This window comes from Brevundimonas sp. UBA5936 (assembly GCA_002430835.1).
Taxonomy (GTDB): Bacteria; Pseudomonadota; Alphaproteobacteria; order Caulobacterales; family Caulobacteraceae; genus Brevundimonas.
In genome coordinates, this window is the sequence record DJDA01000113.1 from 1 (window position 1) to 18,985 (window position 18,985).

General features: G+C 66.5%; 24 protein-coding genes. 8 read left to right on the plus strand and 16 right to left on the minus strand.

The window, feature by feature from the left end; genetic code table 11:
- Nucleotides 1-91: 91 nt before the first annotated feature.
- From B2Y21_RS10925 to B2Y21_RS10935, 3 genes are all read right to left on the minus strand, one after another.
- Entirely contained in the window at nucleotides 92-340 is a 249-nt protein-coding gene (locus tag B2Y21_RS10925) for a helix-turn-helix domain-containing protein (protein WP_292059720.1), read from the minus strand.
- Nucleotides 341-513: 173 nt separating this feature from the next.
- Nucleotides 514-843, minus strand: coding sequence for a DUF736 family protein (locus tag B2Y21_RS10930; protein ID WP_076222615.1), 330 nt, complete (start codon nucleotides 841-843; stop codon nucleotides 514-516).
- Nucleotides 844-1,234: 391 nt separating this feature from the next.
- Nucleotides 1,235-1,744: a MucR family transcriptional regulator gene (locus B2Y21_RS10935; RefSeq protein ID WP_292059721.1), complete on the minus strand. Its 510-nt coding sequence runs from the start codon at nucleotides 1,742-1,744 to the stop codon at nucleotides 1,235-1,237.
- Between the two features lie 401 nt (nucleotides 1,745-2,145).
- Between B2Y21_RS10935 and B2Y21_RS10940 the strand changes: the two genes are divergently transcribed.
- Entirely contained in the window at nucleotides 2,146-2,340 is a 195-nt protein-coding gene (locus B2Y21_RS10940) for a hypothetical protein (protein ID WP_292059723.1), read from the plus strand.
- Between the two features lie 97 nt (nucleotides 2,341-2,437).
- On the opposite strand, the gene B2Y21_RS10945 is transcribed toward B2Y21_RS10940, so the two are convergent.
- From B2Y21_RS10945 to B2Y21_RS10955, 3 genes are all read right to left on the minus strand, one after another.
- Nucleotides 2,438-4,219 carry a ParB/RepB/Spo0J family partition protein gene (locus B2Y21_RS10945; protein ID WP_292059724.1) on the minus strand — a complete coding sequence of 594 codons (1,782 nt, stop codon included), beginning with the start codon at nucleotides 4,217-4,219 and terminating at the stop codon, nucleotides 2,438-2,440.
- Nucleotides 4,220-4,312: 93 nt separating this feature from the next.
- Complete coding sequence (locus tag B2Y21_RS10950) at nucleotides 4,313-4,741, minus strand: DUF2958 domain-containing protein (protein WP_200165137.1); 429 nt, start codon at nucleotides 4,739-4,741, stop codon at nucleotides 4,313-4,315.
- Nucleotides 4,738-5,754, minus strand: a complete 1,017-nt coding sequence (locus tag B2Y21_RS10955; protein WP_292059726.1) for an ArdC family protein — start codon at nucleotides 5,752-5,754, stop codon at nucleotides 4,738-4,740. Before B2Y21_RS10955 ends, B2Y21_RS10950 begins: the two co-directional genes overlap by 4 nt.
- Nucleotides 5,755-6,098: 344 nt before the next feature.
- On the opposite strand from B2Y21_RS10955, the gene B2Y21_RS10960 reads away from it, so the two are divergent.
- The gene (locus B2Y21_RS10960; protein ID WP_200165139.1) at nucleotides 6,099-6,302 is read left to right on the plus strand and encodes a hypothetical protein; all 204 of its coding nucleotides are present in this window, start codon (nucleotides 6,099-6,101) and stop codon (nucleotides 6,300-6,302) included.
- Here B2Y21_RS10960 and B2Y21_RS10965 read toward each other — a convergent pair.
- The 8 genes from B2Y21_RS10965 to B2Y21_RS11000 all read right to left on the minus strand — a co-directional run bounded on the left by B2Y21_RS10965 (nucleotide 6,299) and on the right by B2Y21_RS11000 (nucleotide 11,662).
- A complete protein-coding gene (locus B2Y21_RS10965) occupies nucleotides 6,299-6,958 on the minus strand; it encodes a hypothetical protein (protein ID WP_200165140.1) in 660 nt (219 codons plus the stop codon). The two genes, B2Y21_RS10960 and B2Y21_RS10965, sit on opposite strands and share 4 nt — an antisense overlap.
- A gap of 220 nt (nucleotides 6,959-7,178) precedes the next feature.
- Entirely contained in the window at nucleotides 7,179-7,847 is a 669-nt protein-coding gene (locus B2Y21_RS10970) for an RES family NAD+ phosphorylase (RefSeq protein WP_200165141.1), read from the minus strand.
- Nucleotides 7,847-8,371, minus strand: a complete 525-nt coding sequence (locus tag B2Y21_RS10975; protein ID WP_200165142.1) for an MbcA/ParS/Xre antitoxin family protein — start codon at nucleotides 8,369-8,371, stop codon at nucleotides 7,847-7,849. Before B2Y21_RS10975 ends, B2Y21_RS10970 begins: the two co-directional genes overlap by 1 nt.
- Before the next feature lie 255 nt (nucleotides 8,372-8,626).
- Nucleotides 8,627-9,463 (minus strand): hypothetical protein, encoded by an 837-nt coding sequence (locus B2Y21_RS10980; protein ID WP_200165143.1) that lies wholly within the window; start codon nucleotides 9,461-9,463, stop codon nucleotides 8,627-8,629.
- A 64-nt stretch (nucleotides 9,464-9,527) separates the two neighbouring features.
- Complete coding sequence (locus tag B2Y21_RS10985; RefSeq protein ID WP_234288049.1) at nucleotides 9,528-9,884, minus strand: hypothetical protein; 357 nt, start codon at nucleotides 9,882-9,884, stop codon at nucleotides 9,528-9,530.
- An 86-nt stretch (nucleotides 9,885-9,970) separates the two neighbouring features.
- The gene (locus B2Y21_RS10990) at nucleotides 9,971-10,849 is read right to left on the minus strand and encodes a hypothetical protein (protein ID WP_292059842.1); all 879 of its coding nucleotides are present in this window, start codon (nucleotides 10,847-10,849) and stop codon (nucleotides 9,971-9,973) included.
- Between the two features lie 5 nt (nucleotides 10,850-10,854).
- On the minus strand, nucleotides 10,855-11,172 hold the full coding sequence (locus tag B2Y21_RS10995) for a hypothetical protein (RefSeq protein ID WP_200165145.1): 318 nt from the start codon (nucleotides 11,170-11,172) through the stop codon (nucleotides 10,855-10,857).
- 199 nt (nucleotides 11,173-11,371) lie between these two features.
- A complete protein-coding gene (locus B2Y21_RS11000) occupies nucleotides 11,372-11,662 on the minus strand; it encodes a DNA -binding domain-containing protein (RefSeq protein ID WP_292059732.1) in 291 nt (96 codons plus the stop codon).
- Here B2Y21_RS11000 and B2Y21_RS11005 point away from each other — a divergent pair.
- The 6 genes from B2Y21_RS11005 to B2Y21_RS11030 all read left to right on the plus strand — a co-directional run bounded on the left by B2Y21_RS11005 (nucleotide 11,583) and on the right by B2Y21_RS11030 (nucleotide 17,574).
- Complete coding sequence (locus B2Y21_RS11005) at nucleotides 11,583-11,831, plus strand: hypothetical protein (protein ID WP_292059848.1); 249 nt, start codon at nucleotides 11,583-11,585, stop codon at nucleotides 11,829-11,831. The genes B2Y21_RS11000 and B2Y21_RS11005 overlap by 80 nt on opposite strands.
- Before the next feature lie 753 nt (nucleotides 11,832-12,584).
- Entirely contained in the window at nucleotides 12,585-12,998 is a 414-nt protein-coding gene (locus tag B2Y21_RS11010; RefSeq protein WP_292059734.1) for a hypothetical protein, read from the plus strand.
- Between the two features lie 167 nt (nucleotides 12,999-13,165).
- Complete coding sequence (locus tag B2Y21_RS11015) at nucleotides 13,166-13,828, plus strand: hypothetical protein (protein WP_292059736.1); 663 nt, start codon at nucleotides 13,166-13,168, stop codon at nucleotides 13,826-13,828.
- Nucleotides 13,825-14,097 (plus strand): hypothetical protein, encoded by a 273-nt coding sequence (locus B2Y21_RS11020; RefSeq protein ID WP_234288052.1) that lies wholly within the window; start codon nucleotides 13,825-13,827, stop codon nucleotides 14,095-14,097. The genes B2Y21_RS11015 and B2Y21_RS11020 overlap by 4 nt, the downstream gene beginning before the upstream one ends.
- A gap of 103 nt (nucleotides 14,098-14,200) precedes the next feature.
- Nucleotides 14,201-16,333: a peptidase domain-containing ABC transporter gene (locus B2Y21_RS11025; RefSeq protein WP_292059738.1), complete on the plus strand. Its 2,133-nt coding sequence runs from the start codon at nucleotides 14,201-14,203 to the stop codon at nucleotides 16,331-16,333.
- Nucleotides 16,330-17,574: an HlyD family secretion protein gene (locus B2Y21_RS11030; RefSeq protein ID WP_292059740.1), complete on the plus strand. Its 1,245-nt coding sequence runs from the start codon at nucleotides 16,330-16,332 to the stop codon at nucleotides 17,572-17,574. Before B2Y21_RS11025 ends, B2Y21_RS11030 begins: the two co-directional genes overlap by 4 nt.
- A 124-nt stretch (nucleotides 17,575-17,698) precedes the next feature.
- On the opposite strand, the gene B2Y21_RS11035 is transcribed toward B2Y21_RS11030, so the two are convergent.
- Nucleotides 17,699-17,932, minus strand: coding sequence for a hypothetical protein (locus B2Y21_RS11035; RefSeq protein ID WP_292059742.1), 234 nt, complete (start codon nucleotides 17,930-17,932; stop codon nucleotides 17,699-17,701).
- A gap of 378 nt (nucleotides 17,933-18,310) precedes the next feature.
- On the minus strand, nucleotides 18,311-18,808 hold the full coding sequence (locus tag B2Y21_RS11040) for a DUF2285 domain-containing protein (protein ID WP_200165152.1): 498 nt from the start codon (nucleotides 18,806-18,808) through the stop codon (nucleotides 18,311-18,313).
- Nucleotides 18,809-18,985 lie beyond the last annotated feature (177 nt).

Consider the following 18,985-nt stretch of genomic DNA (forward strand, 5'->3'; position numbering starts at 1 on the left):
CCCGGCGGCGGCCGCGCCGAGCCAGCGGCGCGCGCGGCGGTCGGCGGCGCGGCTTCGCGCCAACCAACGGACGAACGGGAGCGGGGCGCGATCAGACATCGAACCGCCCCCGCACCTTGCTGCGGTTGGTCAGCGACCACTCGTTGAGATCGTCGATGTGATAGCGGACATAACGTCCGTGGCGGCGTGCGCGCGGCCCTTCGCCGCGCCCGCGCATATTGTCGAGGGTGCGGCTGTCGAGGCCGAGATACCAGGCCGCCTGCGCGGTCGAGAGAAAGGGGCTTCCCTTTCGGGCGCGCGCGGCGCGCGCCACGGCGTCGTCTTCATCCTTGTCGGTCACGTCTGTCTCCTTTCGCGGGCCGGACCGCCTCGAGGCGGGTCCGGCTGCGCGCGAAGGAAGACGGGAGCGACGCCATGCGGCAGGCCCGTTCAGGCGACCCCGTCAAAACGTCCGGGCGCGGACCGAACGCCGAAAGAGACCCCCGCGCCGGTGGGGCGCGGGGGCTGCGACGGTCAGACGACGCTGTTGGGGATGATGGCGAAGACGTCCTCGTCATCCTGCCCGGCGGCCTTGCCGAGGGTGGCGTAGATGGGCTGGTCGCCGATCTGCGGGTGGAAAATGCGGACCGAGACATAGGGGCGTTTCGACTCGCGCCCTTCCCTCACCCACGCCCCGCCGAGTTCGCTGGGACCGGACCAGATGCGATAGTCGGGCTGGTTGTCGCGCTTCTTCTCCACATTGGGAACGATGGCGATGGGAAGCGGCTGGCGGCGGCCCAGGAGGGCGAGCCCGCCGGCGTAGCTGTTGGTTTCGGGGTTCAAAACGACGGTTCCGAGCGACATGATGGGGTTCCTTTCATCTGCGTGTCGGGGCCGATCCCCGACGACAGGCGAACCGTTTCGGACGGGCGTGGCCGCCCGAACCCATGGGGCCGGAGCGAAGCGGCGGACCGGAGGCGCAGGCCTGTTTTGGAGCGAAGCGGCCGCGAGGAGGCGGCGCAGCCGCCGGGGAAAAGAGGCCCGCGCCTGCGGTTTCGGGCGGACCGGCGCGGACGTAGGTTCAAGCCCAAGTCGGACGGATCGGCTCACCGCGCCTGGTCGGGGCTAACGCCATCTCGCCGGATGACGGCGTTCCGGAATCCCGAAGCCAGCGTCTGCGAGGGCGCGCGTCTGGCGGCGCTGCGGCCGCTTCTGCTCCCGATGTTAACCCCCGGAGACGGCGCGGCGTTCAGCCTCAACCGCTCGCCTTGGCCCCGCGCGGCTTGCGGCCGGGTTTGGCGGGCGCCGACGACGCGGCGGTCTTGGCCGGTCGCCCCGCCCGCTTCGGGGTTGCAGCGGGCCTGCCGCCGCGGCCGATGGCCTTGGCGGCGGCGCGGCGCTTCTCCGAATAGCCCGGCGCGACCATCGGATAGTCGGCGGCGAGGCCGTAGCGGGCGCGGTAGTCGTCCGGCGTCAGACCGTAGCTGCGCAGGTGGCGCGTGAGGCTGGCGTAGGGCTTGCCGTCGATCATCGAGACGATGCGGTCGGGGTTCGCGAGGGATTTGCGGACCGAGACGGCGCGGACCGGCGCGGCCTCCTCGGCGAGCGCTTCGGCGGGCGCGGCGGCCCCGGCGAGCGCCTCGTGAACCGAGGCGATCAGGCGCGGCAGTTCGGCGGCGGCGACCGTGTTGTTGGCGACATAGGCGGCGACGACATCGGCCGTCAGGTCGATGAGGCTGGCGGTCGGCGCAGCGTCGTCGGTCATGAACATTCCCCTTCCCGGCGTTCGGAAGGGCGGACGCTAGACGAACGACGCGAGGGATCAAACAGAATCCTGTCGTCGCCGGGCGGCGTTCCGCCGTGACGAGGGAACTCTCCTCGGCGCCTGAACGCTTATGGTCTGCAAATCCGCGCTCGGAAATGCATTGCGGCCCGGCGCGCCATCTCGCACCCCCCTGCGACGCACCGGGCCGTTTTCCCATGGACCCCGTAAAGATTCCGGTTACGCTCGGCGCGCCGCTGTTCCGGTACCGCGGCCGGCGGCTCGGGGCGTCCCCGCAGGACCCGCACTCCGGGCCGCCACCGGCCCTTTCGGCGCGCTACAGTCGTTTGCAGACTCCCGACCGCGTTCTGACCTAGGGTCAAGGCGAGCGGGGAAGCATCGACGTGACCGAAACCTCGGATTTTGAAATAATCGCGGCGGCGTGGCTGGAGCGGTTCGGGTCGCCCATGCCGGTCGCAGGCGAGATCGAACTCGCCTGGCGCATTCTCACAGAGAGCGGCGTCGACCTGCCTCCCCCTGCGCCCCCGCCTCCGCCGTCCCCGGAGAGCGATCATGACGATCCGGCCTGCGGGGATTGACAAAAGACATGCGCCGCCCGTCGCCCCGTAGGGGCGCGGGCGGCGCACGATTTTCGGCCGCTGAAACGGGCGGCGGCGACCGCCGCCCGTCCCGTTGCTATTCCGCCGCGATGGCGTAGGGCTCCGGTTCGAGCGCCTGCGGCGGCGGCAGACGCCGCATGGCGGACTTGACCGCGCCCCACCGATCGACCGGAGCGTAAATCCGATCGGTGTAGCGGGCGGGCGGAAAGGCCATCCATTTGGGCGTCCAGCCGTCGACCTTGGCGCGTCCACCCGTCCCGGCGAGGAAGTCCTGCAGGATGGTCTTCTGCGTCTTCACCTTCTCGGCGACATTGGCGTCGGCGATCCGCTTACCGCCGACGTCGCGCAAGAGAGCGTTGGCGACGGCGCGGTCGCGCAGCAGGTAGAAGAAGGCGTCGTCGGGGGTCCACCAATCGGCCATATCGACCTTGAGATAGGCCCCGACCGCCTCGACCAGCGGGCCGCCGACCGCCAGCGTCTCGCCCATCACCACGGCAGCGACGGTGAACACCTCGTCGTCGGACAGCTTCACCAGCCGCGCGAAGAGTTCGACGACCGGCGTCTCGCGCGCCTGCGCGCGGGCGACGCTTTCGTCCTCGGCGTCGAAACCGAGCAGGGCGAGGACGGCGCGGCGTCTGGCGTCGAAGACGGTTTCGGCGTTCGCCGTCTCGACGCTGTCGGCCGTGGCCTCGTTGCGGACCTTGCGGTCCGCCGTGCGGACGGTCCACAGCGACGACCCGGCGACGGCGTGGGCGACGAGCAGGCGGAAGGCGACGGCGGGATGGTCCGCCAGCACCGCGCGCACGGCGGCATGACGGTGCAGGTCGATATAGTCCTGCATGACGCCGGTCGTCTCGGGCTTGCCCGCGCCGGGGGGCGAGCCTTGCGCCTGCGCTTCGGCCTTGGCGGCGGCGGCGCGGGCGCGCCGGGCCTCCTTGCCGGAAAGATAGCCCTCATGGGCGGTCACGTCGCCGCGCCCGCTGACCGAAATGAAGACCTTGCCCCCCTTTTCCCTGGGCGTCTTCTCATGGTCGTAGCTGTAGAAATGCTCGCCCGTATCCATGATCTCGACGGCGGACCAGCCGTCTTCAAGGTAGCGGTCGCGCATCGAGGCCACCGCCTCGTTCTGCTTCGTCCAGAACAGGTCGGCGTCCTCGAAATAGCCGTCTTCGCCGAACAGGTCGGCCTTGATCCGGCCGGGATAGGCGTCGAGGTCGAAGATGGCGACCTTGGTCGGGATCGACTGACCGCCGAACAGCCACGCCTTCAACGACTGACCGGTCGGCGCATATTGCTCGGGGTCGTCGTAGAGGGCGGGCCAGTCCTTCTGCTGACTGCGGCTGGCGAGCGTCAGGTGCCGAACGGTGGCCGCGTCGATCTCGTCGGCGGCGTAGAGGGCGCGGATGCGCGGCAGGAGATTGCCGAGCGCGAGAATGCGCCGCACGTAGAGCAGGGTCAGGCCGAAGGTCTGGCCGATCTGTTCGGGCGTGCGCCCCTTTCGGATCAGTCCGGCGAAGGTTTCCCACTGGTTCACCTCGTCGGGGTCTAGGCGGGCGATGTTCTCGATCAGCGAGGCCTCGAGCGCGGCGGCGTCGTCGCTGGGCTCCATGATGGCGCACGGCAGCGGTTCGACCTCGCCGCCCTCTTCAAGGACCGTGCGGGCCGCGAAGTAGCGGCGACGCCCCGCGACGATCTCGAGGGTTTCGCCTTCGCCAGAGGGTCGGACGAGAAGCGGCACGAGGACGCCGCGCGCGCGGACGGTCGGCAGGATGTCCGACACGTCGGGCGGTGCCTTGCCGTAGCGCATGTTGAGCTTGGACACGCTGAGCTTGCCAAGGTCGATGTTTGCGAGTTGCATGACAGTCTCTCCTTCGGGAGTGACCGGCCCCGTCCGTTCGATCTTTCTGACGGACGACGGGCGGGGCCGGGATACGCGGGAAGAGCCGCGCGCTCATCCTTGGCCGGGGTCGGCGTCCGGATCGGGGGACGCGCCGGGCGGACTGGCCCGGCGCAGAAGGGCTTCGGCGCGGATGATCGACCCGGCGCAGCGCGCCCAGGCGGACCAGACCGACAGGCGGAAATGGGTCGCAAAATGCAGGTCGCGCTCGATGGCGAGTCCGAACGGCAGGCGGACGCTCTCGATTTCCGAAAGACTGAACGATCCGAGTTCGGGGGTTCCGAAGCCGAGGTCGGCCAGTCCGAACAGGGTGTCGCCGTCTTCGTCCAGTTCGGTCGCGAGCCATGTCGCCGCCCCGACCGGGCTGAAGAGTTTGACGACCGGAACCGGGTCGGGCTCGGGGCGGCCTTCGGCCTGGGCTGCGGCATTGGCGGCGGCGTTGGCGCGCAGCCGGTCGCGAAGATCGGGGGTCAGGAGGATCATGCCGCCGCCCTCTCCGTCTCACAGGCGACGGACGCGGCGGCCTCGTCCGCCTCGGGCGCATGGGACAAAAGATAGTCGGCGGCCTTGGACGCCTGCCCGGCGGCGCGGAAGATGGCGCGATTGTCGGAGCGCAGGACGGCCAGCCAAGAGGCCAGATAGTCGGCGTGTCGCACGGTCGGGGCGACGCCGAGCGCGGCGCACAGGAAGGCGGAGCCGAGTTCGGCTGCCAGTTCCTCGCGGGCGTAGGCCGGAGTTCCGAAGCCGCCCGACTGGTCGCGACGGAGCCGGGTCGGGTGGCCGGTCCAGTGGGTCAGTTCGTGCAGCACCGTGCGATAGTAGTTGATCTGATCGAAGAAGGCGGGCTGCGGCGGGATGCGGATATAGTCCTCGCCGGGGTGGTAATAGGCGCGCTCGCCGCCGATGCGGACATCGGCCCCGCTGGCGGCGATCAGGGCTTCGGCTCGCGGGACGATCTCGCGTTCAGGCATGGGCGCAGGCCCGAGATCGGCATTCGCGGCGAGCCGGTCCAGTCCTTCGCACTGGTCGAGATTGAAGACGGTGAAGCGCTTGAGGAAGGGTACGACGCGGGCGTCCTCGCCGGTTTCGCGGGCGCGCTCCTTCTCGGCCTCGGGGGTGAAGCGGTCGGCGTAGACGACGGTCGTCCCGCGCTCGCCCTTGCGCACGGAGCCGCCCGCCGCGAGGGCCTGACGGAAGGTCAGCCAGTTCTGCGAGGCGTAGCCTTCGGAAAAACCCGCGCCCCACAGAAGCAGGACGTTGACGCCCGAATAGCGGCGGCCGGTGGCGGCGTTTCTCGGCAGGCCCGGGCGGCCCGCCCCGGCGCGGCCCCACGGCCGGACCCACGGGAAGGTCCCGGCTTCGAGTTCGGCGATGATCTTGGCCGTCACCTCGTCATAGAGGTTGGCGCGCGGTTCGGCGGCGGGCGAAGCCCGCCCCTTCCCTTTCACTGTCCTGCGCCCGTTCGGGCGGCGCTGCGGCTGGCTGTCCTTACGCATGGCGATCCTCCTTCCCGCCCCAAACCCCACAGCCTCTCCCGGAAGCGGGGGGTGGACGGCGAAGGCGTCCTGCAGGACGCGCCCTGCAAGGCGGGCGTCACCCAAGGGGCCGGAGCGGAGCGGAGGAGCGGCAAAGGGCCGCTTGGCGCGCGCCGGGGCGCGTCCAGAAGGGCGCGTCGGCCACCTCCCGCGCGCCGGGAGAGGTCCAGAATAAAGCCGCCGCGCGAAAGCGCGGCGACCATCAAGGGATGGCATTGCGAAGGCTGGCTGTGCTGCAACTATCCGCAGCTACTAGTTGGCGTCAGCCCATTCCGCTAAAGCCCCCCAGCACTTCTTCGGAGAACTTGACCTGCTTCATCGGCATGTCGGCCTTGCATCCTCTGAATGCCCGTGATGCAGACAAGCTTGGCGCTCCGGAGGCGGGTTGTTCCTTCATGGCCCTCGGCGTAGATGCGGAGCGGAAAGTCGCCGTCCCCGGCCATAACGCGGAACTCGAAGGTCTGCTCGTGCTTGCACGCCTCCTCCATGAAATGCTCCGTAAAAACTAACTCTCCAGCAGAATCTCTCGAGCCCCCGGCCGACATGAAATGGCGGCGTCGGGTTGGCCTCCACGGATCGGGAACCGTATCTCGCCATTTCGATCCGGAGTCGAAAGCGCAGTCGATCTGTTTCCGTTTTGGAGCGCACACCGGGTAGAGGGATCTTCGCTGCGGATCACGACCGTCCGCAACCGCGGAACGAACATTCGCTGCGGGCCAGCAGCTTTACCTGTCGCCTCACGATATTGCGCCATGGCCAGATTGATCGTGGACATTGGGACGGTCGAGCCAGACGCGGACCACACTCTTAGCTCCATGCCGATCGAGGCTCCGGAGGCTGGTGATCCTTGAACGGTCACGACTGGATTGCGCCGATACAAGTCCGCGGTCAGCGGCATGTCGATCGCGCCGACACGATTAGCCCTGTAGGTCTGCCCCGCGACCGCGACGGTGAGTTGGCTCGCAGTCTCCGCTGGGTCGACGGGCACGATCCGGATTCTGAAATGCAGTCGGGAAACGAGGTCGGGATCAAGGTTCAAAACCCGACCCAAATGGACGGGATCAACGAGGTCTCGATAACGCGCCGTGGCCGTTTCACCCGCCGCGCCCGCAACCTGCGCAAGCGAAAGCAAGCCGACCGCACAATAAACGCCGGCTTTGGACATTCTAAGTCCTCCGTAGTTCGATCGATGTTCGTCAAACAGCTCTACGGAAGCCGCGTCCTAACACCCGATTCAAACTGAATGGGCTCAACTGCGACGTTACGCAGCAAAGGGACGCCCTCATTGCCTGTTGAAGCCATCTTCCAAGATGCAGGCGAGTAATTTCGCTTTGCGACACTCGCCCCCGAGCCATCGGCCGGTGAGCGCAAGGAAGCCGTTCCTGCTATGCGCTCAGCTTATGAACCTCGATCCGGCGCGACGTCGCCTCGACGCTGATTTCGAAATGCTCCGCCTGCACGACCTCGGTGACGGCGACAGGCCGATAGGCGACGATGTTGCATCCGCCGCGATGACGCAGGCTGTCGTATACAAGTCCTGACGCCCCCGATGTCCTTACGCCTTCGCCGAACGCCTGCGCGGCCTCATAACGGTTGGAGGCGTAGGCGTCAGGCAAGACGTGCTGCCGACCGCGAATGTCGCGATAGTCGCCGATCAAGACGGAGGTATAGTTGCGATAGGTCCGCCGCATCCCCTTCACTGATCGCGCCACGGCTTCGCGGCGCAGGTGATGGCCGACTTCGGCGGCTGCGGTGATGATCGACGCCGCCGCATACCAGGCGCCGAGGTCCGGACCGCTGAACCGCATGCCGCCCGGCGCGACATGGAGGAAGGACGCCATGACAATGCTCGCATTGGCGCGACCGTAGACCCACTGATCGCGCGGCAGGCGGTCGATCCGTTCGGCGACCAGACGGTCGTTGGTCCATCCGGCCAGCTCCATCACCGCCGCGGCATCGGCCGCCGTGGCGACGGTATCGAACAGACCAATCGGTGGAAAGCGCGACGGCACCAGCCGGTGGGCCGGACGGGGCGCAGCGACGAGCTTCTCCATCAGCTGAAGACGATCTCGCTGTCGTCATAGGCTTCGAACGCCGCATCGAGGGCGTTGGGAGCCATGTAGGCCCCGCCCCGCGCAGCGTCGAGGAAGCGTCGCACCGTCATCAGACCATCCTGGGTCCCGTTGGTCACGAGGTTGATAGGCGGATGCCCGCCGAACACCGCCGCATCATGCGGCCGAAGCAGCCAGTCGACGCCTTCACGCTCATCGGCGAACAGAACGCCCAGGGCCTGATGGATGCCCAACAGCGCCGAGATCCGCGTCAGCACATCGACGTCGAGCGTGATCTCGCCATGCTCGCGCGCTTGCTTGCACCAGTTGTGATAGGTCGAGCGGGACGGGTAGCCGAGGATCAGGCGGCGCTGCTCCTCGTTCAGCCCCCATAGATCGGCGATGGCGGTGAATGTGCGAAGCGCGGGCGCGCTCAGACGGCGCCGGTTCGCCGGGGCGAAGCGCGCCACATCGAGGCGCGGCAGCTCCGCTTGAGGACCGCGACCGGAAACGATGCCTATTGCCATGACCATCTCCTAACAAATCTGGACATAGTCCATATTCGGCCAAATATCAACCGCCGAGCCTCGGCTCCCGCGCACGGCGACGAACTGTCAAGGGCCGATGCGCTCATCTCGCAGGCGACAGCGCCGATAAGGCTCCCAATCAACGCATCAGGCGTTCACCGCCGCGCGGTCGGCCTTGTTCGGGTCGAGACCGTCGCCGTGCGGACACTCGCGCGCGCGGCCTTCGGCTGGTCGAAGCCGCCTCGGCCTCGAAAATCACAACCGCGCCGCTATTTCCGTCGCCTCCCTGACGACGATGTGCGTATCGGGGAACAGTGAGAACAAGAGCCGCCGATCCTCGTCAGTCGTTGGAAACCAGAAGGATCGAACCCTCACACGGCCAAGCGCGGCGGCCGCAAAGGCTGGGTCGGCGAGCGCAAATCCCATCGGCCCGTAGCCGCCTTCCGGTGTCGGGAAGCCAGCGAGCGTGAACCATGCAGATGAAACGCCCAGGTCCTCCCCATAGCGACGGTGAGCGGCCACGATCCTGCGCACAAGGTTGCGCGTGAACACACGGGCCTCGGCGACCGTCGCCTCATCGACGTCGGGCGCGACGGCTCTTTGCCGGGCGAGAATCTGATCCACTGCCGCCTCATAGATCAGTTCCTCGTCATCGGCTCCGCCGTGAAGAAGGACCGCAGAAAAAGGCTCAACGGCGACCGCCCGCATCGCCGGAAGGATGTAGTTGGCGCACGCGGAAGCGCAGAGGCCGTGGACCTCCGCCGTCCAGTCCCGGCCTTGCAGCAGATACCCGACGTCGATCCCCGTTTCGGCGTCGCCGCCCTGCGAGGAAATCGCCAGCGTGACGCCGCGTCGATCGGCGAGGCCCGCGAGGCAGTCGGCCAGGCCAGCGTCGATCGGACCGATATAGCGTAGGCGATTGTCGGGCTGGACCTCGCAGATGCGGCGACCGGCGACAATGGCGTCCACGGCTGCCTTGGCGTTTCGCCAACCGGGCGGCTCCGCCTCTTGCGATTGCGCGAGCGCTTTGGCGGGCAGCATCAGGGCGACGGCGATGAGAAGGAAACCTTGGGCGTGGCGGCGTGAAAACATGAGGCGCGTCGTCGTTCCGAACGATGGCGGGTCGGGCGCCTGATCGCCCGCCCCGCCGTCTTGCTCAGTAGAGGCCAGCGAGATCCGCCGCGGGTTGAGTTTGCCGTGCGCCGTCCGAGGGCCTGTTAATCTCGATAACGGGCATGCTGACGATGCCCGAGCCGCCGCCCATCGGCGCGCTCCGTCCGCCGCCTCCTCCGCTGCCGCCGGTCGACGGCCCATCGCCCCAGGCGACCGACACATAAACGCGCCCCCCGGAGATCGAGCCGTCGGAGCCGATCGTCGCGTCAGCGCCGACGGTGACGGTGCGCGAGCTGCCGGTCGTGGTGGTGGTCGTCCCCGGCCCGTTCTGGTTTGCCGAGGTCGCGCTCGACTGGCCGCCGACGACCTGATCGAGTTCGAGACAATCGAGTGCACGCATGTTCATTCTCCTGGAATTAAGGAAGTAAATACAGCGACTTCAGAACAACAAGCCGCCAATGTACGCCGCTCTATTCTTCGCCCAAATCACCCCGTGGGTTCGTACCCAGCGCGATAAATGATGCGCGTTCCTTCGATTACTTCAGCCAGGGCGTCCCGTTCCGCAGCAGACGTTGGAAACCAGAAGCGCCCGATCTCGAGGTTGGGTAGACTGGATCGTAGAAAATCAGGGTCGACTATGGCGAAGGTGCGTCCGCCGAACCCGCCCTCGGGCTGCGGGAAGGCGGAAAGATCGTACCAGCCTGAATCTACGATCCTCCGACCCGCGAACGCCTTGTGCCGCTCGACGAGAAGACGCGCCTGTTCACGGGTGAAGCGCCGCGCTTGATCGACCATCGCTTCGCTGACATCCGGGTTCGCCGCCCGCTGGCGTTCGAGAACGCCCGGAAGGAACCATTGATAGACGCCCTCCTCATCGTAGGGCGCTCCGTGCAGCAGAACCGCCGAATAAGGCTCAACCTCGATGCGCGCGGCGACGGGCAGCAGATAGTTCGCGCAGCTGGAGGAGCACATGCCGCGAACGATCACGGTCCAATCGCGCCCCGCCATGAGTTCGGCTGCCCGGATCGCATCCGCGGCGTCGCCGCCCGGTGAACTGAGGATCAGGGTCATCCCGCTCCGCCCGGCGAAACGTTGGACGCAGGAGGTTAGCGACGGCCCGCTTTCCCCGATGAAACGAACGACGGAGTCGCCGGGGTAGCTGCATGTCACCTGGCCCGCCGCGATGGCGGCGACGGCTGAACGGGCCTGAACGAAGTCCATTTCAGCATTCGCCTGCGCAGCCCAGGCGGGATGCTGGCAGCCTGCCGAAAGCGCGGCGAGCGCCAGTCCGGAAAGAAGGGTTGGTCGCACCATGTCCTGCACTGTGAACGCGCGGCGGCGGATAAGGAGTCCGCCGCCGCGCACGAAGCTCAATAAAGCCCTTCCAGATCGGCCGCTGGGCCGCGCTCATTGCCGCGAGGGAAGTTCGGCGTCGTGACGACGGTAACCGTCGTTTCCGACCGGCTCCAGCTGTAACTGCCCCCGACCGATCCGGTCACACCTGTGGGCGTTTGGTTGATGTTATAGTTCACCTGGCCCCCGCGCGTATTGTTGTGGGTGGTGGTGGTGGTCGTCTGGCCATTGTTATTCGAAGGCGGCGAGCTGGGCGCCGGGGTTTGGCCGCCGGTCTGGCCGCTGGATTGGCCGCCGACGACAAGGTCGAGTTCGCAATAGGACAATGCACGCATCAATCGTGACTCCATGTAAGGGATGGTTGCGTCGGGCAGCGCTGCCGTTCGAAGCTCAGCAGAGTTCACGTAACGCCGCAATCCAAACGCTGTTCACACTCCTGTGACAACCTTGCGTTGGCGACCACAACCCGCAGTAGCGGATCGTGCGCGGGGCGCGACACAAAGCCCAGCCGCCCGACGGCAAGTCCCGTCCGCTTCACGGCGCGGTGCGGCGAAGCAACTCCGGCCCCGCTGCGGCGATCAGTCGCTCCCCGGTTCGGAGCAGGCGGACAATGCGCTTCCTCATGTCGTCGTCCGTCGACCAGTCTGTCGTAACCAGATCAGGACCGAACAGGGCGATGGCGATCTCGCGCTGGCTCGGCGCCGTTTCGCCGACCGTCCCAGGCCCGAAGGGCCATCGCCCAACGGTGCGCCCGTGGTTCCCCCCGGAAGAGCGTGGGCAACAGTCGGTCGACCCGGTGGAGGGCTTCGAACTGACCGAGCACACGCAGTCCGATATCGAGGTCCACGAACCCCGCGAGGTCGTAGGCCAGTCGGACCGGACCGCTCAGCACGCTCCCTTCCCTCACTTCGATCCGGATGGACCGAACACCTTCGCTGATGATGATCTGCTCCCGTCCGCCGCCGAGACGCCGGACGGTCGCCCGGCACGGTAGTCGGTCCAGTCGGAAGGCGTCGCCATCGGCCGCCGCGACGGGCGCGGCGCGCACGGTCAAGACGGCCGGGTCGAAATCGGCGCGCCGGAAGACCGACGCTGGCGACCGGCGCCCGCGGAAATCGCCAGCCCTCAAATCTCCGGTCCGTCTTCGGCCTGGGTCTCGATCACGCGTCGGGTCGGAGAGCGCCGCATCAGCCGTGTCCCGACAAGCGGAAGGATGCGGCCCGCGTCGTCGGGCCGACGAGGCAGCGCCTCCCAAGTCCATCCCACCAGGTCGAGCTCGAGCATCCGATCGTAGGCGTCGCGCTCTTTCCAAGCGGGAGGACAGCAAAAGGTCCGCGCTTCGCATGCCCCTCCTTTCGGTCGCCGGTCGACGGCGCGCGGCGTGTCGCCGCCGGCCAAGCATAAGCGTCAGCGTATGGAGCGATCTTCACGGATTGACCGGAATTTCGCCAAATACCCGTCTGCGCATCGTTTCTGACGTCGCGAACTACAAGATTTCGAACCCCAATCCCGATGAGGCGACGGCATCCGGAGCTTGCCGCGCATGATTTCGCCGCGCCTCAAAGCGACCGGCTCGCTGCCGATCGTTCAAGCACCGTCCACGCGCAAGCCTTCTTCAGGCCTCGATAGGGACACAATGTCGCAACCCTGGGTCGTAGAACTTCCCACCCATAGCTTGACAATGTTCGCCGCTGAAATTGAATAATAAGTAGCTCAAATGGCGAGCATAATCATCGGGAGGCTGATAATGCGAACACTGACAATGGATGAATGTGAATACATCCATGGCGGAAGTGGAGACGAACCCGCAACGCGGGTGGACGATATAGTCGTTACCGCGCAACGAAAAGTAGATGGCGGAAATCAGAACGTCTTTTTCGGTTCTTATACAACCGGCGCCTTTTACGGTGAAGTCGGCGTGGGAGGCCGCGACGTCTATGTCGGCGGCGGCGTCGGGGTCGGGCGCGGCTTGGGCGTGAGCATGGAGCAGCAGGAAGACGTCTCCACAGGCGTAAACGTCACTCCGACCAGCGCTGGCTTCCGGACCGGAATCGGGGAGTCCTACCAATTTCTCCGTGATGGCGCCCGCGACATGCTCAATGACTTCGTAAAGGACAGGGGTCTGGATCAAATCCCGTCCTTGCAGAATATCCAGCGATGAGATTGTCGCTAGGGCTGGATTGGCCAGCGTTCCTATTCGGCCCGTGCCTGGCCCTAGCGATCTCCGCTCTGGCGGGGTGCGCCCGATCGACGGAAGTTGAAGAGCCGCCCCGTTGCGCCCCTGGCGCAAGAAAGATCGACGGCGGGACGATCGAGGTTTGCGGGCAGTTGACGCCCGATGCGGTCGACAGGGCGATCGCCCTGATCGACGACGACACCAGGTCGATCCGGGTTTCTAGTCCGGGCGGCTCAGGTGTCGATGCGATCAGACTCTCGGAACAGATGACCGCCCGAAACCTCCGTCTGGACGTCGTCGATATTTGCGCGTCAGCCTGCGCTCACTTTCTTTTTCTTCCAGCGCCTGCCGTATCCGTGAAGGATCGGTCGGTCGTGCTCCTTCATCACACCGATTTCGCCCTCGTGAGCGCGGCCGAAGCGGCGGGACTGACGGCCACCGCAGAAACGCAGCGCCGCGCGGAACGGCAACGCGCCTTCTTTATCGCGCGCGGGCTGCCCATCGCCCTGCTGACCGATGCTTTTGTCCGCACCGAACCGGTTTGCATCGGACAAACTCCGGACCAGCGCCTCTTCGCAATGACGCGTTTGCGGACGCATGTGCCGTCGGCAGACCTGTTGAACAGGGTCCGTCCCACCGCCGTCGATGGCTACTGGCCCAGAAGCGCAGCTGAGGCAGGTCCGATCGCGGAGACGTTCGCCCCCGAAGCCGTGCCTCTCGTTTATGGCGGTGAGGGCCTCATCGGCATCGACGGTCTTCCAAGCCTGCCGATATGCGACGAAACACACGGCGCGGGATCGGGGATGGCCGGATGAACGCCCTGAATGTGGTGCGTGAACTATCAGCCCTCGTGGTTCTGGGCGTGATCGCCTTCGTCGTCTGGAAGGTGGCGCGACGAGCAATGGGAACCCGGTTCGGTCGTCCGGACGTACCGACAGGAACCCTGTGGTGGGAATACGAGCGCCGCTTCTTTCCGCGCAAATCCGAGGAGCAAGCGCCGTCGCTCGACCTGGACGCAGCCGATCAAATGGATCGAGGCGGCGATCAATGCTCGCGCTCAGAGAGCGGCGAACGGTCACAATAGAAAAAATAACGCGGGTCCTCGACATGGCGCGCCGTCGGGCCTTCAATGACCCTCGCAATGGGGCGCAAGCGGTTCTCACCGGTTCAGTGCAGAAGGGACGGCGTTGCAGCATCCGTTCGGTAAAACACTTGTCCTGCAATCCGAGGCGGCCGAATGCGGCCTGGCCTGCCTCGCGATGGTGGCGGCCGCTCATGGTCGCAGGGAAACGCTGCCGGTCCTGCGTCGCCGCTTTCCGATTTCGCTGGGCGGAAGCAGTCTGAAGAGCCTCGTATCGATCGCTGACGCCCTGGGATTTACGGCACGGCCGGTCCGGTGCGAGCTGGACGAGCTCGCACTGCTCGAGACGCCGGCCGTCCTGCACTGGAGTCTCGATCACTTCGTCGTTCTGCGCCGGGTCGACAAGCGACATGCCTGGATCGCCGATCCCGCGCGCGGAGAACGCAAGCTGCCGCTGGACGAGGTGTCGAAACACTTCACCGGCGTCGCCCTCGAACTGACGCCGTCTCCGGACTTCGAGAAGAAATCGCGTGTCGACAAGGTCCGACTGGGAGATCTGTGGAGCCGCTTGTCCGGCTTCAAACCGTTCCTGTTGCAGGTCTTCCTCCTGACGCTGCTGCTCCAGGCCATCGGCCTCATCTCGCCGCTTGCCAGCCAGCTCGTGATCGACGACGTCATCGGCCGCGCCGACCGCGACCTTCTGGTGGCCATCGTCGTCGGGTTCGGCGCTCTGGCCCTGGTCTCGACCGCGGTGGAGACCCTGCGCGGCTTCATTCAACTCCACGCCGGGCAGCGCCTGTCGATCCAGTTGTCCGGCAATTTGCTCAAGCATCTTCTTCGGCTGCCCACGGACTTTTTCGAGCGTCGCCATGTGGGCGACGTCCTCTCGCGGTTCGGATCTCTTGGACCTGCACAGTCCTTTTTGACCGGCGGCCTGGTCGGCGTGGTGCTGGACGCCGTGATGGTCCTGCCGGTTGCGATCGTCATGGTCCTCTACTCGCCGATCCTCGCCGGTCTCGCTCTCATCAATCTCGTCGTGATCTTCCTGGTCAGGATGGCGGCTTTTCCGACCGTGCGCCGTTTCGCCGACGAGCAGTTGAACCTCTCGGCCAGGACCGACAGCGTCTTTTTGGAGACCCTCCGCGCCGCCCGCGCGATCAAGATCGGAGGTCGCGAGGCCGAGCGCCACGGCCTATGGCAGAACGCCGTCGCAGAACAACAGAACGTCGCCTTCAGGCAAGGCGCCTTCGGCCTGTGGGGTGGATCGGGTCTGGGCATCTGGCAGACCCTCCACGGCCTCGCCATGCTCTACTTCGGCGCCCTTCAGGTGCTCGACGGTCACATGACCCTGGGCATGTTCTTCGCCTTCCAGAGTTACGCTGGACAGTTTTCCAGCCGGGTCAGCAGCCTGATCGGCGCCTTTTTCACCTTCCGTATGCTGGGGCTTCACCTCGAACGCCTCTCCGATATCGTTCACGCGGAAGCGGAGCGTGGGCTCGACGGTCCTGCACAGCTCTCCAAGCCGCTTTTGGGCGGCCTGGAAGTGCGTTGCCTGCGGTTTCGCTATGGCCAGTACGACCCCTGGGTGCTCGATGGCGCGGCTTTCTCGATACGCCCCGGTGAAGCAGTCGCCTTCGTCGGCCCGTCGGGCGGCGGCAAATCGACCCTTCTCAAGCTATTGATCGGCATCTACGAACCGACCGAAGGGGACGTGCTGGTCGATGGCCATCCCATGCGCGCCTTGGGACTACGCGCTGTTCGCGACCGGCTGGGCGTCGTCATGCAGGACGACCAACTGCTGTCCGGCACCATCGCCGACAACGTCGGCTTCTTCGACGCCCATATCGATATGGAGAAGGTCGAACGGGTTTGCCGCCTGGCCCATGTCCATGACGACGTCATGCGGACGCCCATGGGCTATCACAGCCTGATCGGGGACATGGGCTCGATTCTCTCCGGCGGCCAGAAACAGCGCCTCCTGCTGGCGCGCGCGCTCTATAAGGACCCCGCCATTCTTTTCATGGACGAGGGCACGGCCAACCTCGATCCCGAGCTTGAACGACAGGTGATGGCCACGTTGGCGGACCTCAAGATCACGCGCGTCATGGTGGCGCACCGGGACGCGGCGGTTCGGGGCGCCGATCGCGTCTTTCTGGTCGACAAGGGCGCGATCACGGAGGTCACCGACGCGAACCGCGCGCGCGCGCAAGTCGCCGCCAGCCTGATGGCCGACCAATGAGCCTGTTTCGCAACGAAGCGATTGAAGCCAAACGCCTGAGGCTCTGGGGCGAAGTCCGTCTGGCCCAACCCCCGTCCCTCACGATCTGGACGGTCGTCCTGACCCTGCTCTGCGCGGTGCTGGCGGCGACCCTCATTTTCGGCCGATACACCCGAAAGGAGACGGTTCCCGGCTTTCTCATCCCCGAGGCCGGCGTCGTGCAGGTGCGCACCGTCCAGTCGGGCCGGATCGCTCGCGTACTGGTCCGCGACGGCCAGGCGGTCGCCGAGGGCGCGCCCCTGATCGAGTTCACCTCGGATATCGCCAGCATCGGCCAGGGCCCCATGCTCGATGTCCAGCTGGCCGAAACCGGACACCAGGAAGCATCGCTCGAAAGTCGCCGCGCGGCTGTGGCCCAGGGGTATGCGGACGACCGGCGACGACTCGCCGATCAGATCGCCGCTCACCGCAGAAGCCGAGCGATCCTGGAAAGCCAGCGCCGCGTCCAGGTTGAAGCGCTCGCGCTGTCCGAAGCCGACGCCGCACGACTTTCACAACTCCAGGCTCAAGGCTATGCCCCCCGCGCCCAGGTCGACGCCCGGCGCCGCACCGTTCTGGCGGAACGCCTGGCCGTAGCCGACATCGACAGCCGTTTGTCGGAGATCGACCGCGCCGCGGCTGATCTTCAAGGTCAGATGGCCGCTATTCCTGCAAGGGAGGCCGAGGACCTCGCCGCGATCGCTCGGGACCGATCCAGCCTGGCGCAACGTCGCGCCGAACTTGAAGTGGCGCGCGGCCATGTCCTCAGGGCTCCGGTCGCGGGCACGATCTCGGCCGTACAGGCCCGAGTCGGCATACTGCCGTCCGGCGAAGTTCCCCTCCTCTCCATCGCGCCCGAAGGCTCTCCCCTGGAAGCGCGGTTGTTGGTGCCGACGCGCGCTGCGGGTTTCCTAGAGGTCGGCCAGGTCGCTCGCCTTCAGGTCGAGGCCTTCCCTTTCCAGCGATTTGGATTTGTCGAAGGGCGGATCGTCGAGATCGCCAGAACCGTAACGAGACCGGGCGACGCGGCGTTCCTGATCGAACAGACCGCGCCCGTCTACGAGGTCCGCGTCTCGCTCAGCCGGGACTATGTCACCGCCTATGGCGAACGCCGCGCGCTGCAGCCGGGAATGGGGCTCCGCGCAGACATTCCGATCGACCGCCGTCGCCTCTGGCAGCAATTGTTCGATCCGCTGCTGGCGGCGGCCAAGCGAACGGGATGAAGGCGCCATTGGCGATTGCGGTGCCCAGCAGTCGCTCGGCATAGCCTCGGTCTGCGCCCCAACCGGGCGACCTCGATCAAGGGCGCGGCCAAAGCGCAGCCGATCAGGAACCAATGCGACAAGGTCATTTCGCGTCTCCCATTCCTGCCGCAACCGGATCGGCGATTAGGACACGGCCACCGAGATGATCGATCACGAAACGTCGGCCGGCGAATACGTCGCGGCCCAGGATGACGGCCGGTTGGTCGGCTTCAAAACCAACCACCTTGAAGACGGGCAGGTCGGCGATCCGCAGCTGGGGCGCGGCGACCACGGCTTGCAATAAGAACGAATAACTTTCGTTCGCCGTGATCGCCACAGCTTCCGCTGTCGCCGCCCTCCCCTTTGCGGGCGCAGGCCGTACAAACGTGCAGGCGAATGGCGCGTGGCCGCGATCGACGGACGCTCTCTCGACGAGCCTGTAGGGTTCGCGATCAGCGGCGGCGAGGCCTCGGTCTGGTGGGAGCCGGCCTGCGCCGGCGTCGCGCGCCGCTATCGAATCTAGGGCCGCTCGGTCTCCTTCTCGCTGATCGGATCGAACGGAGACCGGAAGAAAGTATGCGAGATCGCCTTGCCCTCGCGCCTAGACGAAGTGCTGCGCGCGCTCGATGAGCCGATACGATCACGCGCACGCTCAGCAACGAGGTCCATATCTCAGGCCGCCTCCACAATGTAACCATGTTCTCGCAATAGTCGATCAGGAGGTCTCGCGCCGAAGCATTCCGGGTCCGGCGCCAGCGACGAGCCGGTCGCCTGTTCTGACGAGCCGCGCCACCCGTTTGCGCATGTGGTCGCCCGCCGCCCAATCCGCGGCGACGCGCGCCCCGCCGAACAGGGCGACAGCGATCTCGCGCTGGCTCGCGCCGGCTCGCCCGCCGTCCCAGGCCTGCAAGGCCATCGCCCACCGCCTCGCCCGCGGCTCGGTACGAAAGAGGCCGGACGGCAGTCGGTTTAGGCGATGCAGGGCGACGAACTGGCCGAGCGCCTGAAGGCGGATGTCGATATCGGCGAAGCCGGCGAGATCATAGGTCAGCCGGACAGGTCCTTCGAGCAGGGTGCCGGCCCGCACCTCGAGGCGGATCGAATGCGTCCCGCCGCCGATGATGATCTGTTCGCGCCCGTCGCCAAGGCGTCGGATAACCGCACGACAGGGCAGACGATCAAGTCGAAAAGCGTCGGGGTCGGCGTCGGCCACAGGCGCTGCCCGGACGGGAAGAACCGCGGGGTGGAGGTCGGCGCGCCAGAAGACGAGCGGGGACCGCGCCCCGAGGAAATCGCCATCCCCAGACCCCCCGTTCATCCACGGCCGGGGTCTCGACGAGCCGGATCGTCGGGAAGCGCCCGAGCTGTCGGTTCGCCTTCACCGGCAGGA

What these genes read in the sequence shown, in the direction of transcription:
- B2Y21_RS10930 (WP_076222615.1), bottom strand. Translation starts at nt 843, where the DNA reads ATGTCGCTCGGAACCGTCGTTTTGAACCCCGAAACCAACAGCTACGCC.
- B2Y21_RS10935 (WP_292059721.1), bottom strand. Translation starts at nt 1,744, where the DNA reads ATGACCGACGACGCTGCGCCGACCGCCAGCCTCATCGACCTGACGGCC.
- B2Y21_RS10945 (WP_292059724.1), bottom strand. Translation starts at nt 4,219, where the DNA reads ATGCAACTCGCAAACATCGACCTTGGCAAGCTCAGCGTGTCCAAGCTC.
- B2Y21_RS10950 (WP_200165137.1), bottom strand. Translation starts at nt 4,741, where the DNA reads ATGATCCTCCTGACCCCCGATCTTCGCGACCGGCTGCGCGCCAACGCC.
- B2Y21_RS10955 (WP_292059726.1), bottom strand. Translation starts at nt 5,754, where the DNA reads ATGCGTAAGGACAGCCAGCCGCAGCGCCGCCCGAACGGGCGCAGGACA.
- B2Y21_RS10965 (WP_200165140.1), bottom strand. Translation starts at nt 6,958, where the DNA reads ATGTCCAAAGCCGGCGTTTATTGTGCGGTCGGCTTGCTTTCGCTTGCG.
- B2Y21_RS10970 (WP_200165141.1), bottom strand. Translation starts at nt 7,847, where the DNA reads ATGGAGAAGCTCGTCGCTGCGCCCCGTCCGGCCCACCGGCTGGTGCCG.
- B2Y21_RS10975 (WP_200165142.1), bottom strand. Translation starts at nt 8,371, where the DNA reads ATGGCAATAGGCATCGTTTCCGGTCGCGGTCCTCAAGCGGAGCTGCCG.
- B2Y21_RS10980 (WP_200165143.1), bottom strand. Translation starts at nt 9,463, where the DNA reads ATGTTTTCACGCCGCCACGCCCAAGGTTTCCTTCTCATCGCCGTCGCC.
- B2Y21_RS10985 (WP_234288049.1), bottom strand. Translation starts at nt 9,884, where the DNA reads ATGCGTGCACTCGATTGTCTCGAACTCGATCAGGTCGTCGGCGGCCAG.
- B2Y21_RS10995 (WP_200165145.1), bottom strand. Translation starts at nt 11,172, where the DNA reads ATGCGTGCATTGTCCTATTGCGAACTCGACCTTGTCGTCGGCGGCCAA.
- B2Y21_RS11010 (WP_292059734.1), top strand. Translation starts at nt 12,585, where the DNA reads ATGCGAACACTGACAATGGATGAATGTGAATACATCCATGGCGGAAGT.
- B2Y21_RS11020 (WP_234288052.1), top strand. Translation starts at nt 13,825, where the DNA reads ATGAACGCCCTGAATGTGGTGCGTGAACTATCAGCCCTCGTGGTTCTG.
- B2Y21_RS11030 (WP_292059740.1), top strand. Translation starts at nt 16,330, where the DNA reads ATGAGCCTGTTTCGCAACGAAGCGATTGAAGCCAAACGCCTGAGGCTC.